The organism is Clostridium sp. DFI.5.61, from assembly GCF_024462915.1.
Lineage (GTDB): Bacteria > Bacillota > Clostridia > Oscillospirales > Oscillospiraceae > Lawsonibacter > Lawsonibacter asaccharolyticus.
The window spans coordinates 81,106-97,587 of sequence record NZ_JANGBZ010000006.1 but is presented as its reverse complement, the minus strand read 5'-3'; the positions used below and the strand labels follow the sequence as shown (position 1 = coordinate 97,587).

Sequence of the window (16,482 nt, the reverse complement as noted above, 5' to 3'; positions counted from 1 at the left end):
ATCACCCCTCCTTGGGTGCGTACGCCATCCCAAAGGGTGTTGCGGCCAGGCCGCCCTTTCCCGTCTCCCGGAGGGAGGGGGGCAGGGAACGGCCCACCTCTGCCATGGCGTCCAGAACCTGGTCTGGGGGGACCCGGCTCTCGATGCCGGCCAGAGCCATCTGGGCCGCCGAAAGGGCGTCCATGGCCCCGATGACGTTGCGCTTGACGCAGGGGACCTCCACCAGCCCGCCCACAGGATCGCACACCAGCCCCAGCAGATTCTTCACAGCCATGGCGCAGGCGTGAGCCATCATGGAGGGAGTGCCGCCCCGGAGGTGGACCAGGGCGGGGGCGGCCATGGCGGCGGCAGAGCCGATCTCCGCCTGACAGCCGCCCTCGGCCCCGGAGATGGAGGCCCGGGCGGCGATGACCATTCCGAAGCCGGAGGCCACATACAGGGCCTGGACCAGCTGCTCCCTGGAGAGAGAGAAGTGCCGGGCGCAGGGGAGGAGCACCGCGGGCAGCACGCCGCAGGCCCCCGCCGTGGGGGCGGCCACGATGCGCTTCATGCAGGCGTTGCACTCCCCCATCCGCAGAGCCCCGGCCATCACCTGGGAGAGAAGGGGGCCGCACAGGGGGTCCCCGGCGGCGTACAGGGTCATTTTGGCCCCGTCACCCCCAGACAGGCCGCTGTGGGAGCGGTCCTGGGCCTGATAGCTCTCGTCCGCCTGCACCATGGCGTCCAGCATGGCCCCCATCCGCTCCAGAGAGCGGGCGCGGGGCAGGTCCTGCCGCCGGCAGTCGGATTCCAGAATGTTTTCCCAGAGGGGCAGGCCGAACTGTTCCGTATCCTGGAGCATCTGGGCGATGGAGTCAAAGGCGATCAAAGGGGCACCTCCTGTTCTTCCGGGGTGTAGCGGGTGACCCGCAGGATGCCGGGCAGGGCCCGCACGTCCCGGGCGGCGTCCTCGGGGATAGGCTGGTCGCACTCGATGACCATGACGGCGCTGCCGCCCCGGCCGCCCCGATTGAGCTGGAGGGTGGCCACGTTGAGGCCCCGCCTGGCCAGCACGCCGGTGACCTGACTGACGCAGCCGGGCTGGTCGGTGTTGTGGACCACCAGGGTGGGCAGCTCCCCGCTGAAGGAGGTGTGCAGTCCATCCACCTGAAAGACCCGGATGCGCCCGCCCCCAGGGGAGGAGGCCCCCACCTCCAGCTGTCCGCCCCCGGCATCCTCAAGACGGATGAGGGCGCTGTTGGGGTGGACGTCCCGCAGGACGCAGGTGCCGAAGGAGAAGGACAGCCCCCGCTCCCGGGCCAGACGGAAGCTGTCTGGGACCCGGACGTCGGCCGGGGAGAGGCCCAGCAGCCCGGCCACCAGGGCCTGGTGGGTGCCGTGGCCCTCTCCGGTGGAGGCAAAGGAGCCGTGGAGCAGCAGCTGGGCCCGGACGGGCTCCTGCCCCAGCAGAGCCCGGGCCATGCGGCCGATGCGCACCGCCCCCGCCGTGTGGGAGCTGGAGGGCCCCACCATGACGGGACCCAGGATGTCGAACAGGTTCATAGGTGTGTTCCTCCGCTGCGATCTCATGTGAAGTAAAGCAATAAAAGAAAGAGAAACATCAGGCAGGAAAGGCCGATCACAAAGCGCCCCAGCCATCTGGCCAGCCGACGGCGGTCCTCCGGCGTGTCGTCGGCAAGTCGCCTGCCGTTTTTGACCAGATAGATGCCTCCGTCCTTAAAATAGCAGAGGGCCTGAATTGCAGCGTCAGTCCTGTACAGGATGATGCCCAGCAGGAGAAAGAAGATACACAGGATGGAAAATCCAAACATCACAATGGAATCGTCTGACATTGGGCTTCTCCCTGCCGCTCGTGATGAGATGATTACGAGATGTCCGCCAGCTCCAGATATTTGTAGCCGTTGTCCGCGATGTGGCTCTTGCGCCCCTGGAGGTCATCCCCCAGCAGCAGGTCAAAGACCTGGGCGGTGCGCTCCACGTCCTCCGGCATCACCTTGATGAGCCGGCGGGTCTCAGGGTTCATGGTGGTCAGCCACATCATATCGGGCTCGTTCTCGCCCAGGCCCTTGGAGCGCTGCACATCGCACTTTTTTCCCTCCAGAGAGGCGACGATGTCGTTTTTTTCCTTGTCTGAGTAGGCAAACCAGGTCTTTTCCTTACAGGTGATCTCGTACAGGGGGGACTCCGCGATGTAGACATAGCCCTGCTGGATCAGGGTGGGGGTTAGGCGGTAGAGCATGGTGAGGATCAGGGTGCGGATCTGGAAGCCGTCCACGTCGGCATCGGTGCAGATGACCACCTTGTTCCAGCGCAGGCTGTCCAGGTCAAAGGAGGCCAGGTCCTTCACGTGCTTGTCCTGGACCTCCACTCCGCAGCCCATGACCTTGAGCAGGTCGGTAATGATCTCGTTTTTGAAGATCTTGGCGTAATCCGCCTTGAGGCAGTTGAGGATCTTGCCCCGGACGGGCATGATGCCCTGGTACTCCGCGTCCCGGCTGAGCTTCACCGCCCCCATGGCAGAGTCTCCCTCCACGATGTAGAGCTCCCGGCGGGACACGTCCTTGGTGCGGCAGTCCACGAACTTCTGCACCCGGTTGGAGATGTCCATGGAGCCGGACAGCTTCTTTTTGATGTTCAGGCGGGTCTTTTCCGCGGTCTCCCGGCTGCGCTTGTTGATGAGCACCTGCTCGCAGATCTTGTCTGCGTCGAAGGGGTTCTCGATGAAATAGACCTCCAGCTGGGCGCGGAGGAAATCAGTCATAGCCTCCTGGACGAATTTGTTGTTGATGGCCTTTTTAGTCTGGTTCTCGTAGCTGGTCTGGGTGGAGAAGTTGTTGGAGACCAGTACCAGGCAATCCTGGATGTCGTTGAAGCTGATCTTGCCCTCCGACTTCTGGTACTTGCCCAGCTGCTTGAGCCGGGCGTCGATGGCGGAGACGAAGGCGGATTTCATGGCCTTCTCCGGGCTGCCCCCGTGCTCCAGCCAGGAGGAGTTGTGGTAGTGCTCCACGATGGACACCCGGTTGGAGAAGCAGAAGGAGACCGACAGCTTCACCTTGTACTCCGGCTTGTCCTCCCGGTCCCGGCCCTTCCGCTCGGTCTGCCAAAACACAGGCTGGGTCAGGGGATTTTCCCCGGCCAGTTCAGTGACATAGTCCAGGATGCCGTTGTCATAGCGGAAGTCGGTGGTCTCGAACTTCCCACCGGTCTGGTTGCGGAAGCGGAAGGTGACGCCGGAGTTAACCACAGCCTGGCGCTTCATCACGTCCAGGTAGTACTCCACGGGGATGTCGATGTCGGTAAAGACCTCCAGGTCGGGCTTCCAGCGGAAGGTGGAGCCCGTCTTTCTGCCCCGGTCAGTGGGCTCTTTGTGGAGCCCGCCGATATTCTCCCCCTTCTCAAAGTGGAGGGTGTATTTGGAGCCGTCCCGGTAGATGGTTGCGTCGAAATACTCGCTGGCGTACTGGGTGGCGCAGGAGCCCAGGCCGTTGAGGCCCAGGGAATACTCATAGTTGTCGCCGTCCCCGCCGTACTTGCCGCCGGCGTACAGCTCACAGAACACCAGCTCCCAGTTGTAGCGCTGCTCCTTTTCGTTCCAGTCCACCGGACAGCCCCGGCCGAAGTCCTCCACCTGGATGGACTTGTCCTCGAACCGGGTGACGATGATGAGATCGCCGTGGCCCTCCCGGGCCTCGTCGATGGCGTTGGACATGATCTCAAACACGGCATGCTCGCAGCCCTCCAGCCCGTCGGAGCCGAAGATGACGCCGGGGCGCTTGCGGACCCGGTCGGCCCCTTTTAGGGCGGAGATGGATTCGTTGCCGTAGCTGGGTTTCTTCTGAGCCATAGTAATAAAGATCCCTCACAGTACAATGCGGCGCGGGACCGCGCAAAATAACAATTATAATAATACCCCATTTGGACGGAGAAAGTCAAGAAAAGGGCGGAGCGGCCTGGGACAGAAAAAAGAGGCTGGGAGACAGACAAAAAAGGGAAAGAATGGGTGGGACGGGAATAAAAAGAGGGGAAATGCCCCAGACTGAGGAGGAAAGGGGCGGGATCTGTGGAGAATTTCTGGGTAGCCGAGGAGAGCGAGGGCATCGGGGAGGCGGTGCGCCGGCAGCTGGGGGAGCGGGACCGGCGCACTGTAGCGGGAGGATCACCCTGGCTGCTGGTGGTCTCCCCCCGGGCAGCGGAGCGGAGGAGGCAGCTGCCCACTGGGTGCCGGACGGTGCTTCTGCCCGGCGGAGCGGGGGGGCTGCTCTCCGGGCTGGACCCCGCGGCGGCGGTAAGCTACGGCACCGGGCCCAGGGACACCCTGACCCTGTCCAGCCGGGAGGGGCGGCAGCTGTGGTGCGCCATCCAGCGGGAGCTGGTGACGGTGGAGGGACGGGTGGTGGAGCGGCAGGAGCTGCCCCTCCGCCTGCCGGATCACATGTCTCCCCTGTCTGTGCTGGCGGCGGCGGGGGCCCTGCTGCTGCTGGGGGTGCCCCCGGAGGAGCTGGGCCGGGACCGCGGGGCGGTCAGGGGCGGCCAGGGATGAAAGACCGGCGGCCGGAGGTGTCCCCTCCGGCCGCCGCACCCGTGTTACGGTTTTTTCATGGTCAGGCTGATGCGCTTTTTCTTCTCGTCCACCTCCAGAACCCACACCGTGACCACATCTCCCACGGAAAGCAGCTGGGAGGGGTGCTTCACCCGCTGGGGCAGCTTGCTGATGTGGACCAGCCCATCCTGATGGACCCCGATGTCCACAAATGCCCCGAAGTCGATGACGTTGCGCACCGTCCCCTGGAGCTCCATCCCGGGCTTCAGGTCCCGGGCCTCCATCACATCGGTGCGCAGGATGGGGGCGGGCAGCTCGTCCCGGGGGTCCCGGCCGGGCTTCATCAGCTCCTTGATGATGTCCGCCAGGGTGGGGACGCCCACGCCGCACACCCGGGCCAGCGCCTCCAGGCCCATGGCCTCCGCCTTCTCCTTCAGGGCCCCCATGGCCCCCGCCCTGACGTCGGACAGGGTGTAGCCGCACTGGGCCAGCAGCGCCTCCGCGGCGGCGTAGCTCTCCGGATGGACACCGGTGTTGTCCAGAACGGAGGCGCTCTCCGGCACCCGCAGGAAGCCGGCGCACTGCTCAAAGGCCTTGGGGCCCAGCTTGGGCACCTTCAGGACCTGCCTGCGGGTGGTGAAGGCCCCGTTCTCCTCCCGGTATTTCACCAGGTTTTTGGCAGTGGCGGCGGTGAGGCCGGACACCCGCTGGAGCAGGGAGGGGGAGGCGGTGTTCACATCCACGCCCACCGCGTTGACGCAGTCCTCCACCACCCCGTCCAGGGCCTCGCCCAGCCGGGCCTGGGGCATGTCGTGCTGGTACTGGCCCACGCCGATGGCCTTAGGGTCGATCTTCACCAGCTCAGCCAGGGGGTCCTGGAGCCGCCGGGCGATAGACACGGCGGAGCGCAGGTTCACATCGTACTCGGGGAACTCCTCGGCGGCCAGCTTGGAGGCGGAGTAGACCGAGGCCCCGGCCTCGCTGACGATCATATAGCTCAGGCCGCCCCCCAGTCTGTGGATCAGCTCCACCGCCATCTGCTCGGTCTCCCGGCTGGCGGTGCCGTTGCCGATGGCGATGTGCTCCACGCCGTGCTTTCTCACCAGATGGGACAGCTTGGCGATGGCCTCCTGTTTCTGCCGCTCCCCATAGGTGGGGTAGACTACCGCCGTGTCCAGCACCTTGCCGGTGCCGTCCACCACCGCCACCTTGCAGCCCATGCGGTAGCCCGGGTCCAGCCCCATGGTGACCCGCCCCTTCACCGGGGGCTGCATCAGCAGGGGCTTCAGGTTCAGGGCGAAGTTGTGGATGGCACCCTCGTCCGCCTGCTCAGTGAGGTGGGCGCGGATCTCCCGCTCCATGGAGGGCTGGATCAGGCGGTCATAGGCGTCGTCCGCCGCCGCCCGGACAAAGTCCATGCAGGCCGCGCCGGGCACCACGGCCCGGCGCACCGCCACGTGGGCGGTCTCCGGGTCCAGCTCCACCGTGACCTTGAGCACCCCCTCCCGCTCACCTCGGTTGACGGCCAGCACCTGGTGGCCCTGGGCCCGGCCCACCGGGACCTTGAAGTCGTAGTACAGGCGGTAGACCGTGTCCTCCGGCTCCTTGGCCGCAGCCCGGGAGGCCAGCACGCCCCGGCGCAGATACAGCTGCCGCAGCTCCCTGCGGATGTCGGCGTCGTCGGAGATCTCCTCGGCCAGGATGTCGCTGGCCCCCTGGAGGGCGTCCTCCGCCGTCTCCACCCCCTTGTCCGGGTCCAGAAAGTCCAGGGCCGCCTGACGGGGGTCCACCGCCGGGCCCTGAGCGGAGAGCAGCCGGGCCAGGGGTTCCAGCCCCTTCTCCCGGGCGATGGTGGCCCGGGTGCGCCGCTTCTGCTTATAGGGGCGGTACAGGTCCTCCACCTCCGCCAGAGTGGCGGCCGCAGCGATGGCGTCGGAGAGCTCCTGGGTGAGCTTGCCCTGGTTCTCGATAGCGGCGGCGACCTCCCCCTTCCGGGCCTCCAGGTTCCGCAGGTACTGAAGGCGGTCCGCCAGCCGGCGCAGCAGCTGGTCGTCCATGGAGCCGTGGAGCTCCTTGCGGTAGCGGGCGATAAAAGGAATGGTGGCACCCTCGTCGATGAGGGTCACCACATTCTGTACATGCTCCGGAGAGCGTTCCAGCTCCCGGGCGAGCGTTTGAAGGATGGCGTCCATGCAAAAGTCTCCTTGGTTCAGAAATCCCTCCCAGTGTAACCGAATTGGAAGAAAAAGTCCAGGGGGAAAGGGTCACCAGGTGATATGGATCTCCCACTGGTCCCACTCCCCGTCCCAGGTGAGAGTGAGAAAACAGTCCTCCGCCTGAACGGCCTCCCCTGCCCGGAGCCCCCAGACGACCGTGTAGTCCTGGTTCTGGTCCAGCATCTGGAAACGGCCCAGAGACTGGTCCGGCCTGTGGCGGAGGCAGTAGAGAGGATGGGGGCCCGGGTCATCCGCGAAGCGGACGATGCCCGTCCGGGCGGTGGAGGAGCACTCGCTGTGCATGCCGGTCTTGATGTCCAGCATGGAGACGCCGTCGGAGTGACAGTGGCGGTAGACGGACAGGGGCTCCAGATAGCCGCCCCTGGTGTCCCAGATGTAGGTCTCGCCGTTGCTGATGAAGTAGTCCTGGCACAGGGGGCAGAAGGCACCGTTGGAGACGACGAAGTACAGGCCGGTGACCAGAAGGAAAAGCGCAGTCAGCCCCAGGACCATAACGTCGAATTTGGTGGGCTTGAATTTTTTCATCCGGATTCCTCCCTCAAAGACAACAGTTTTCTGTAAAGCACGCCCTCCTGCAGAGCCCGGTGCCCCTGTCGGGCGGCGTGCCGTTTTCCCCAAAGCCTTCCCCCTCTGGGGGGAAGGTGTCACGGCGCATGCCGTGACGGATGAGGGGTCTTCCTTCCCGTGTCCCAGCCGTGGGATGGCGAAAGGGGTTCCGCCCTGCGGGGCGGGTCCCTTTCCCAGCGATGGGAAAGGAACCAAAGGATCGCCGGGGGACACTCCCGGCGGGACCACGGCTCCACGTGCGTTCCGCCTGGGTCCCACAGTCCGCTTTCCCCCGGCCTCCCAGGCACGTGAGCCACCGAGCGGAGTTGTCTGAAACCTGACCGGCGTGGCAATGCTTTCGCACTGACCAGCGCCTTGCGCCGCTGCCGCTGATGCCCTGCGTCATTTGGGTCCATGCGCTGTGCCAGCTTTGCGCCTAGTGTTTCCGGCCTGGCAGGGGTTGCGGCCCCCTGTTCGCGTTGCTGCCGCGAGTGCGTTCAATGGGAGCGGCCCAACGATAATCTTGCACATTTGCTCAAGATACATGATATAAGAGGGAGGGCTGTCCAGGAAGATATTCACAATGCATATATATGCAGTTTGAATATCTGGTAAAAAATCTCAGTTAATTTATAATGATATGCAGAGGTTTAGCTTATGAACTCTGCATATCACCGCCTATACAGAACATTAGGCATCAATATTGCCTATTATCGAAATATGAAAGATATGAGTCAGGAACAGCTCGGAGACAGGTTGGAGATCGACCAGAGCCATGTCAGCAAAATCGAGAGGGCTTCCATCGGGATATCCATGGATATGCTGTGTGATATTGCAAAGGAACTGGGGGTAGAACCGTACCTCCTGCTGAAACCGAAGGATTGAAAAGGAAAATAAAGTTGGGACCGGGCCGTCTGCATCACCAGACGGCCCGGTCCTATTGTTTTGTGCCGCCCCTAAAGCCTTCCCCCTCAGGGGGGAAGGTGTCACGGCGGATGCCGTGACGGATGAGGGGTCTTCCTACTCCCGTCTCTGTTCCAGTCATGGGACCTACCAGAGAGGTTCCGCCCTGCGGGGCTGGTTCCTTTCTGAGCGTCCAGAAAGGAACCAAAGAGACGCCGGGGAACGCTCCCGGCGGGACCACGGCTCCACGTGCGTTCCGCCTGGGGCCCGCAGTCCGCTTTCCCCCGGCCCCCCGATGCGAGAGACGCGGGCCTTGGACATGGCACCGGCGTCCGGCGCGGGTGGGGGACGACACACAGTTCCCCCGTTTGCGCTACCGCCGCTGGTGTGTCCAATGGGCATGCACACCCCGCGGTGGTGTCGCGCCTGGATTGGCAGAATAGGGGCAGCAGGTGCGAAATCAGCGGGCGCGCAAAAGCTGAAGATATCTCCTCGCAGGGGCGGCTTCCAGCCGCCCGAAAAGCCTTCCCCCCTCAGGGGGGAAGGTGTCACGGCGGATGCCGTGACGGATGAGGGGTCTTTCTTTCCGCGTCCCAGTCACAGGATAGGGAAAGGGGGTACGCCCCGGGGGGGGTACCCCCTTTCCCCTGCATCTCCCACTGTCCCCGAGGAGAAAACCATGGTATAATGAAGGACAAGAGACCCCTGAAACAAAGACAGAACAGGAGGGACTGCTGTGAGGACATTGGAGGATATCAACGCCGAGCTGGAGCAGGTGCGGCAGAAGCTGGACCGGGCCCGGAAGCTGTCCGCCGTGATGGAGGATCTGAAGGCCCAGCATGAGGAGCGCAAGCGGGCGGCGGAGGACGCCCTGAAGGTGCTGTACCGGGAGCAGGAGGATGTGGAGGAGCTGGAGCGGCTCTCCTTTGCCTCCTTCCTGGCCAGAATTCGGGGGGAGCAGGCGGAACGGCTGGACCAAGAGCGGAGGGAGGCGGTGGCGGCCAAAGCCCGCTATGACGCGGCCCGCCGTGATCTGGAGGATCTGGAGGCCCGCTTTCAGGCGGCCCAGAAGGAGCGGGCGGGTCTGGAGGGCCTGAGGGGGCGCTGGAAGGCCCTGATGGAGGAGAAGGAGGAACTGCTCTGCCAGGCGGGAGGGGAGCGGGCGAAGCGCCTGATCCAGATCGGCTGTGATCTGGACAGCCTGGGCGCCCAGATCCGGGAGCTGGATGAGGCCATATGTGCGGGAAAAGATGTGGGCTATGCTCTGGACCAGATGATCGGCCAGCTGGACTCGGCGGCAGGCTGGGGCACCTGGGACATCCTGGGGGGCGGCATGCTGGCCACCATGGCCAAGCATGGACGTATGAACGATGCGCAAAACGCGACTTTCCAAGCCCGACAGGCCATAAGCCGCTTCCGCACCGAGCTGGCCGACGTGTCCCAGCTCCGGGTGCCCGACCTTCAGGTGGGGGAGTTCACTTCCTTTGCGGACTATTTCTTCGACGGATTGTTCGTGGACCTGTACATCCAGGACAAGATCGGGACGGCCCGGCGTTCCGCGGAAGAGACGGCGGCCCAGGTGGAGGACCTGCTCTCCCAGCTGCGCCGGGAGCGGGACCGGACAGCGGAGCGGGCCGCCGAGCTGGAGCGGGAGCGGGAGAGACTGCTGGCCGGCATGTGAGGACAGCGGCCAGGAAAGGAGCATGGATATGGAACAGGAGCAGAGGACCCTGCAGAAATGGGTCGATGAGAGCAGACGCATCGTCTTTTTCGGCGGGGCGGGCGTGAGCACGGAGTCGGGCATCCCCGACTTCCGCAGCGTGGACGGGCTGTATCACCAGAAGTATGACTATCCCCCGGAGGAGATCCTCAGCCGCAGCTTTTTTGATGCCCGACCGGAGGAATTTTACCGCTTTTACCGGGAGAAGATGCTCTGCCTGGACGCCCAGCCCAACCCGGCCCACCGGAAGCTGGCGGAGCTGGAGGCGGCGGGGAAGCTGACCAGTGTGGTGACCCAGAACATCGACGGACTGCACCAGCGGGCGGGCTCCCGGCGGGTGTGGGAGCTCCACGGAAGCGTCCACCGCAACCACTGCATGAGGTGCGGCAGGGCCTATCCCGTGGAGTTCGTGCGGGACAGCGGAGGTGTGCCCCGATGTGCCTGCGGGGGCATCGTCAAGCCCGATGTGGTGCTCTATGAGGAGCAGCTGGACGGGCATACCCTGCAGGGGGCTCTTTCGGACATCCAGGGGGCGGATATGCTCATCATCGGCGGCACTTCACTGGCGGTGTACCCCGCCGCCAGCCTGGTGAACTACTACCGGGGGCACCGCCTGGTGCTCATCAACAAGTCCCCCACCCCCTACGACGCCCACGCCGACCTGGTGATCGCCGGCCCCATCGGGGAGATCCTGGGCGGCGTAGCGGTGGTGTGAGGGCGCGGGATGAAAAACGGCCGCCTGTTTGAGCTGCTCTATCTGCTGGTGGAGCGCCGCGCCCTCACCGCCGGGGAGCTGGCGGAGCGCTTCGAGGTGTCGGAGCGGACCATCTACCGGGACGTGGACGCCCTTTCCGCCGCCGGTGTGCCGGTCTATACCCAGCGGGGACAGGGGGGCGGCATCCGCCTGATGGATCAGTTCGTGCTGGACCGCTGCCTCCTCTCCCCCAGGGAGCAGGATGAGGTGCTCTTTGCCCTGCGGGCCCTGCTGTCCACCGGCGGGCTGGAGGGGGCGGAGGCCCTGGAACGGCTGTCCGCCCTGTTCCGGCGGGAGGCGGAGGGCTGGGTGGAGGTGGACTTCACCGACTGGGGCAGCGGGGAGCAGGAGAGGGAGAATTTCCGCATCGTGAGGGAAGGCATCCTGGGGCGCCGCCTGCTGGATTTCACCTACTACGCCTCCTCCGGCACCCGCACCCGCCGCAGGGTGGAGCCGGGCAAGCTGGTGTTCAAATCCGGTTGCTGGTATCTCCAGGCGTTCTGTCTTGCCAGGAGGGACTGGAGGATTTTTCGACTTGCGCGGATGGAGGGGCTGTGTCTGGAACGGGAGGGCTTTCCTCCCAGACGACCGCCGGAGCAGCTGGAGGTTCCTTCCCCGGAACAGCGGCAGAATGGGACCCTGACCCTCCGTTTTGCCCCCTCCGCGGCCTGGCGGGTGCGGGACTATTTTGCCCCGGGCCAGATCTGGGCGGGAGAGGACGGCTGCCTGCTGGTGGAGTGTGACTTTCCTCAGGACGGGTGGCTGCTGGGCTTTCTTCTCTCTTTCGGAGACCAGGTGGAGGTGCTCGCCCCTGCCTCTTGGCGGGAGGTCCTGAGCCGGACTGGGAAAAAGATCGCGGCCCTGTATGAAACTGGACATTCCATGTCAGGTATCCAGGCGTATCCTGAGGGCACAGAGGAGGGGAGCACCCCTCCCGAACAAAAGGAGGAACCTGATATGGAAGAGCGGATCTTTTGCCAGTGCTGCGGCATGCCCCTGGATGCCTCCGAGGACATGGGGAGCAACGCCGACGGAAGCCCCAACCGGGATTACTGCCGCTGGTGCTATCAGAGGGGCGCATTCACCGCGCCGGAGGCCACAGTGGAGGACATGATCGCCTTTGACCTGAAATTCAATGAGGAAAACGGACATCCCTTCGGCCCCCAGGAGGAGGCGGAGAGGCTCCTGCGGGCCTGGCTCCCCACCTTGAAGCGGTGGCGGAAGTAGGAAATGGCAATTGGGGCAGGGCCTGCGGCTGGCCGGCTTTTCTCCGTGCAGGGTGTCGGGCGCATGATATGCGCCCCTGCGAAATAGACGGAGCCCCACGCCTCCCCCAAGGGGGAAGGCGTGGGGGCGTCCTTCTGCGGGGCCGGATCAACAGGATGGACAGGCCCCCCCTCTCTGAGGGAGGTGTAAAAACAGCTGCTTCCGGGGCGGCCCTGACGGACGGAGCCCTCCGCAAACAAAAAACGGACGGATCTTGTAACAGATCCGCCCCTTGGCCGTTATACAGACAGAGGGGAGGGAGCCCGTTGGACTTTGGACGCATCTATGAGGAATACTTCCGGGAGCTTCAGCGGTACCTCCTGAGCCTGTGCCGGGACAGCCGAATAGCGGAGGAACTGACCCAGGAGACCTTTTTCCGGGCCGTCCGCTCCGCCGGGCAGTTCCGGGAGGGGAGCGACCTGCGGGCCTGGCTGTACACCATTGCCCGGAACGTGTTCCTGGACCAGGCGCGGCGGAAGCGGAACACCGAGATCCAGCTGCCCCGGGAGCTGCCGGACACGGCGGGAGTCACTTTGACGGAGGCGCTGGAGGACCGGGAGGAGGCCCTGCGGCTCCACTGCCTGCTCCACGGCCTGGAGGAGCCTTACAAGGAGGTGTTCCATCTGCGGGTGTTCGGGGAACTGCCCTTTGGGGACATCGCCCGGGTATTTGGGCGGACGGAGAGCTGGGCGCGGGTGACCTTTTACCGGGCCAAGCAGAAGATCATCGCGGGATTGGAGGAGGAGAAGCATGGCGGATAGACCCATGGGCTGCGGGGTGATCCAGGATCTGCTGCCCCTGTATGTGGACGGCGCGGCGGGGGAGGAGTCCCGGGCCCTGGTGGAGGAGCATCTCAGATCCTGCTCCGTCTGCCGCCGGGAGCTGGAGCAGCTGCGGGGGCGGGTGGTCCTTCCGCCGGAGACGGACGGAGGGGAGGTCCGGGCCTGGGAGAAGGGCATCCGACGCCGGCTGGAGCGGCGGGTGACGGCCGCAGCCGCCGGGGTGGCGCTGCTGCTCATTGCCGCCATGCTGGCGGCCTCCCAGTTCGTCCGCTTCGGGATACCGGGCTGGCAGCTGGCGGAGCGGGACCGGGGAGAGGAGGGGCAGCCGGTGGTGCTGTCAGAGGCGCGGAACGGGGACATGGCCTTTTTCCTCTATCAGGAGGGCTCCAGCCTGCGCTACACCTACTATGAAAACGAGCCTGGGCTGGACTTCGGCTATCACTTTCGGGCCAGCGGCACCGGCCATGAGGAGACCGGGGTGTATGTGGTGCAGCACGGGGAGACACTGCTGGTGGTCTCGCTGAACCGAGTGGAGGAGGTGGAGGGGATCGAGGTGACCGACCCGGAGAGCGGTACGGTCCGGCAGACATATCCGGTGGCCCCGGGGGAGCCCTTCGCGGTGCTGGTGACTCTGGGAGAAGGGGCGGAGGACTTGGCCCTCCGGGCAGTGGACCGCAGGGGGGAGACCGTTCCCTTTGAGAACTACTACGTGCGGTGAACGGGAACGAAACCGCAGAAAAAGCAGGGGCAGGACAATACAAAATGTATTGTCCTGCCCCTGCTTTACGATTTGGATAGAGACTGGGCTCTCAGGTGCCCAGATAGGCCTTCTTCACGTCCTCGTTTTTCAGCAGATCCCGGCCGGAGCCGGTAAGGGTGATGCGGCCGGTCTCCAGCACATAGCCCAGGTCCGCGATCTTCAGGGCCATGTTGGCGTTCTGCTCGATGAGCAGCACGGTGACCCCCTGCTTATTGATCTCCTGGATGATCTCAAAGATCCCCTTGACCACCAGGGGGGCCAGTCCCAGGGAGGGCTCATCCATCATGATGATCTTCGGCCGGGACATGAGGGCCCGGGCCACGGCCAGCATCTGCTGCTCACCGCCGGACAGGGTGCCCGCCGCCTGCCAGGAGCGCTCCTTCAGCCGGGGAAACAGATCGTACACCCAGTTCAGGTCGTCTTCCAGGTCGTCCTTCCGCAGATAGGCCCCGATCTTCAGATTCTCCACCACCGACAGGTCGGGAAACACCCGGCGTCCCTCGGGGACCAGGGTGACCCCCTTGGAGACGATGCGGTCGGGGGACAGACCGGTGATGTCCTCCCCCTGGAGATGGATGCGGCCGTGGGCGGGCTTTACCAGCCCGGCGATGGTGCGCAGGGTGGTGGACTTGCCTGCTCCGTTGGCGCCGATCAGGGTGACGATCTGCCGCTCGGGCACTTCAAAGGTGATGCCCTTCACGGCCTCGATACCGCCATAGCTCACCTTCAGTTCATCAATCTTCAGCATCGTCTGCCACCCCCAAATATGCCTCGATGACCCGAGGATCGTTCTGGACCTCCGCCGGTGTGCCCTGGGCGATCTGCTTGCCGAAGTCCAGGACGTAAATGCGGTCGGAGATCCGCATGACCAGGTCCATGTGGTGCTCGATCATCAGGATGGACAGGTCGTACTCATCCCGGATCTTGTGGATGAAATCGGTGAGCTCCTGGGTCTCCTGGGGGTTCATGCCGGCGGCCGGCTCGTCCAGGAGCAGGAGCTTGGGGGCAGTGGCCAGGGCCCGGGCGATCTCCAGATGGCGCTGGAGGCCATAGGGCAGGGAGCCGGCCACCTCGTCCTTCAGGTGGGCCAGGTTCTGCTCCTCCAGCAGGGACATGGCCTCCTCCCGCATCCGCTTCTCCTCCGCCCTGTTGAGGCGGAAGGCGGCCGAAAACACGTTCTGCCTGGCACGCATGTGCTTGGCGATGAGCACGTTTTCAAATACCGTCAGGGCCGAGAACAGGCGGATGTTCTGAAAGGTACGGGCGATGCCCTTCTGGGTGATCCGGTCCGGGGTGGGGGAGAGGACCTGGGAAAACATACCCTGGTTCTCCCCCTGATAGAGCTTCTGCATTCTGCCTTGGGGGTGGTTTTCCACTATGGGTTCTCCCAGAAAGGAGATCCGCCCGTTGGTGGGCTCATACACTCCGGTGATGCAGTTGAAGGCAGTGGTCTTGCCGGCGCCGTTGGGGCCGATCAGAGCCACGATCTCCCCTTGGTTCACCTCCAGGGACAGGTCGTTCACCGCCACCACGCCGCCGAACTGCATGGTGACGTGCTCCAGCCGGAGGACATTTTCCACTTGGCTCATTTCACCGCCCCCTTTCCGGACGCCTTGCGGCGGGCAAACAGAATGTCAGAGAATTCCTTGTCCCCCATTATGCCCCGGCGGAAGAAGAGGACCACGATCATGATGATGACCGAGAAGACCACCATACGGAAGCCGGTGCGCAGCAGGGGAACGGTGAGGGAGCCGCTGATGATGAAGAAAGCCAGCCAGACCAGCAGGGCCAGGGCCGCCAGGGAAACCAGCAGCTCCTTCCAAACCTTTTTGGTGGTGCGGCGCTCCCGGCGGATCAGCAGGAGGGCCCCGCCGATGACCAGGGCGGCGAAGACCAGGATGAAGAGGATGCGCCGGGTGTCGGTAACGGAGGTGAAGGTCATGGGGCTGTCCAGAAAGCGCAGCCACCACTCGGCGCAGGCCACATACAGGAAGGTGGCCAGGCAGGAGCCGGAGATGGAGCCGATGCCGCCGATGACCACGATGAGCAGGATCTCATAGGTCATGGTGGAGGTGTACACCTTGGCCTGGGCGTTGTTGACGAACATGGCAAACAGGGCGCCCCCCACTCCGGCGAAGAAGGAAGAGATGCAGAAGGAGAGCATCTTGTGCTTGGCCAGGTTGATGCCCATGGCTTCGGCGGCGATCTCGTCCTCCCGGATGGCCTTGAAAGCCCGGCCGTAGGAGGAGTTGATGAGCATCACGATGACGATAATGCAGAGAATCGCGATGAGGAAGGGGAAGAAGGTGGACAGGCGGAGGAACACCTTCCCGCTCCCGTCGGTGAGGTTGAAGTTGTTGAAGGAGGGGATCTGAGTGATCATATTGGCGCCGTTGGTGACGGGCCCAAGGGCCTGCCACTGGAACACCGCCCGGATGATCTCTGCAAAGCCCAGGGTGGCAATGGCCAGGTAGTCGCTCTTCAGACGCAGCACAGGCAGGCCGATGAGCCAGGCAAAGAGGGCGGCCACGCATCCGCCCAGCAGGATGGCCAGCAGCACCCCCAGGATCAGGCCCGCGGGGGTGTCCACCCCGCCGAACAGGTCAGGCAGGGAGAAGGGCACCGCCGAGCCCCCGTACAGGTAGTACACCGAATCTTTGGCAGAGACGGGGACGGTGAGGATGGCGTAGGTATAGGCGCCCAGCAGCATGAAGCCCGCCTGCCCCAGGGAGAACAGGCCGGTGAAGCCGTTGAGCAGGTTCATGGACACGGCCACCAGGGAGTAGACCGCCCCCTTTTTCAGTACAGTGAACAGCTGGCTGGTGGGCTGAAGGACGGCGGGGACGCTGGGCAGCAGGCTGCTCAGGTTCTCCAGCAGGACCACCAGCACCAGCACCACAGCGGCGAAGATCAGCCCCGCCGCGGCGCCCTTTTTGCTTTTTCTGTCTTGGATCATGTCGTCATTCCCTCC

At 64.4% G+C, this 16,482-nt stretch carries 16 protein-coding genes; 7 read left to right on the top strand and 9 right to left on the bottom strand.

Translation table 11 applies throughout. The features are described from left to right. Position 1: 1 nt before the first annotated feature. The 4 genes from sdaAA to NE584_RS05090 are packed head-to-tail and all read right to left on the bottom strand — an operon-like array spanning position 2 to position 3,847. A complete protein-coding gene (gene sdaAA / locus NE584_RS05105) occupies positions 2–865 on the bottom strand; it encodes an L-serine ammonia-lyase, iron-sulfur-dependent, subunit alpha (protein WP_256182074.1) in 864 nt (287 codons plus the stop codon). Next, positions 865–1,542, bottom strand: coding sequence for an L-serine ammonia-lyase, iron-sulfur-dependent subunit beta (gene sdaAB / locus NE584_RS05100; RefSeq protein WP_108980545.1), 678 nt, complete (start codon positions 1,540–1,542; stop codon positions 865–867). The genes sdaAA and sdaAB overlap by 1 nt, the downstream gene beginning before the upstream one ends. A 23-nt stretch (positions 1,543–1,565) precedes the next feature. Then, positions 1,566–1,832: a hypothetical protein gene (locus tag NE584_RS05095; protein WP_108980546.1), complete on the bottom strand. Its 267-nt coding sequence runs from the start codon at positions 1,830–1,832 to the stop codon at positions 1,566–1,568. Positions 1,833–1,864: 32 nt separating this feature from the next. Continuing rightward, the gene (locus NE584_RS05090) at positions 1,865–3,847 is read right to left on the bottom strand and encodes a type IIA DNA topoisomerase subunit B (RefSeq protein ID WP_108980547.1); all 1,983 of its coding nucleotides are present in this window, start codon (positions 3,845–3,847) and stop codon (positions 1,865–1,867) included. A 216-nt stretch (positions 3,848–4,063) separates the two neighbouring features. Between NE584_RS05090 and NE584_RS05085 the strand changes: the two genes are divergently transcribed. Continuing rightward, positions 4,064–4,543 carry a hypothetical protein gene (locus NE584_RS05085; RefSeq protein ID WP_108980548.1) on the top strand — a complete coding sequence of 160 codons (480 nt, stop codon included), beginning with the start codon at positions 4,064–4,066 and terminating at the stop codon, positions 4,541–4,543. Positions 4,544–4,587: 44 nt separating this feature from the next. On the opposite strand, the gene NE584_RS05080 is transcribed toward NE584_RS05085, so the two are convergent. Further along, a complete protein-coding gene (locus NE584_RS05080) occupies positions 4,588–6,735 on the bottom strand; it encodes a Tex family protein (RefSeq protein ID WP_108980549.1) in 2,148 nt (715 codons plus the stop codon). Positions 6,736–6,807: 72 nt separating this feature from the next. Beyond that, positions 6,808–7,305 (bottom strand): hypothetical protein, encoded by a 498-nt coding sequence (locus tag NE584_RS05075; protein WP_108980550.1) that lies wholly within the window; start codon positions 7,303–7,305, stop codon positions 6,808–6,810. 678 nt (positions 7,306–7,983) lie between these two features. On the opposite strand from NE584_RS05075, the gene NE584_RS05070 reads away from it, so the two are divergent. The 6 genes from NE584_RS05070 (at position 7,984) to NE584_RS05045 (ending at position 13,469) form a co-directional block, all read left to right on the top strand. Further along, positions 7,984–8,211, top strand: a complete 228-nt coding sequence (locus NE584_RS05070; protein WP_050623448.1) for a helix-turn-helix domain-containing protein — start codon at positions 7,984–7,986, stop codon at positions 8,209–8,211. A 754-nt stretch (positions 8,212–8,965) separates the two neighbouring features. Continuing rightward, positions 8,966–9,910, top strand: a complete 945-nt coding sequence (locus tag NE584_RS05065; protein ID WP_108980551.1) for a hypothetical protein — start codon at positions 8,966–8,968, stop codon at positions 9,908–9,910. A gap of 28 nt (positions 9,911–9,938) precedes the next feature. Continuing rightward, a complete protein-coding gene (locus NE584_RS05060; RefSeq protein WP_050623450.1) occupies positions 9,939–10,664 on the top strand; it encodes an NAD-dependent protein deacylase in 726 nt (241 codons plus the stop codon). Positions 10,665–10,673: 9 nt separating this feature from the next. Beyond that, complete coding sequence (locus NE584_RS05055; protein WP_108980552.1) at positions 10,674–11,930, top strand: WYL domain-containing protein; 1,257 nt, start codon at positions 10,674–10,676, stop codon at positions 11,928–11,930. A 305-nt stretch (positions 11,931–12,235) separates the two neighbouring features. Further along, positions 12,236–12,730: an RNA polymerase sigma factor gene (locus NE584_RS05050; protein WP_108980553.1), complete on the top strand. Its 495-nt coding sequence runs from the start codon at positions 12,236–12,238 to the stop codon at positions 12,728–12,730. Continuing rightward, positions 12,720–13,469, top strand: a complete 750-nt coding sequence (locus NE584_RS05045; protein WP_108980554.1) for a zf-HC2 domain-containing protein — start codon at positions 12,720–12,722, stop codon at positions 13,467–13,469. The genes NE584_RS05050 and NE584_RS05045 overlap by 11 nt, the downstream gene beginning before the upstream one ends. A 91-nt stretch (positions 13,470–13,560) precedes the next feature. Here NE584_RS05045 and NE584_RS05040 read toward each other — a convergent pair whose 3' ends face one another. From NE584_RS05040 to NE584_RS05030, 3 genes are read right to left on the bottom strand one after another with little or no spacing between them, the layout of a single operon-like run. After that, positions 13,561–14,259 carry an ABC transporter ATP-binding protein gene (locus NE584_RS05040; protein ID WP_050623453.1) on the bottom strand — a complete coding sequence of 233 codons (699 nt, stop codon included), beginning with the start codon at positions 14,257–14,259 and terminating at the stop codon, positions 13,561–13,563. Next, on the bottom strand, positions 14,246–15,100 hold the full coding sequence (locus NE584_RS05035) for an ABC transporter ATP-binding protein (protein WP_050623454.1): 855 nt from the start codon (positions 15,098–15,100) through the stop codon (positions 14,246–14,248). Before NE584_RS05035 ends, NE584_RS05040 begins: the two co-directional genes overlap by 14 nt. Next, positions 15,097–16,467: a branched-chain amino acid ABC transporter permease gene (locus tag NE584_RS05030; RefSeq protein ID WP_050623455.1), complete on the bottom strand. Its 1,371-nt coding sequence runs from the start codon at positions 16,465–16,467 to the stop codon at positions 15,097–15,099. Before NE584_RS05030 ends, NE584_RS05035 begins: the two co-directional genes overlap by 4 nt. Positions 16,468–16,482 lie beyond the last annotated feature (15 nt).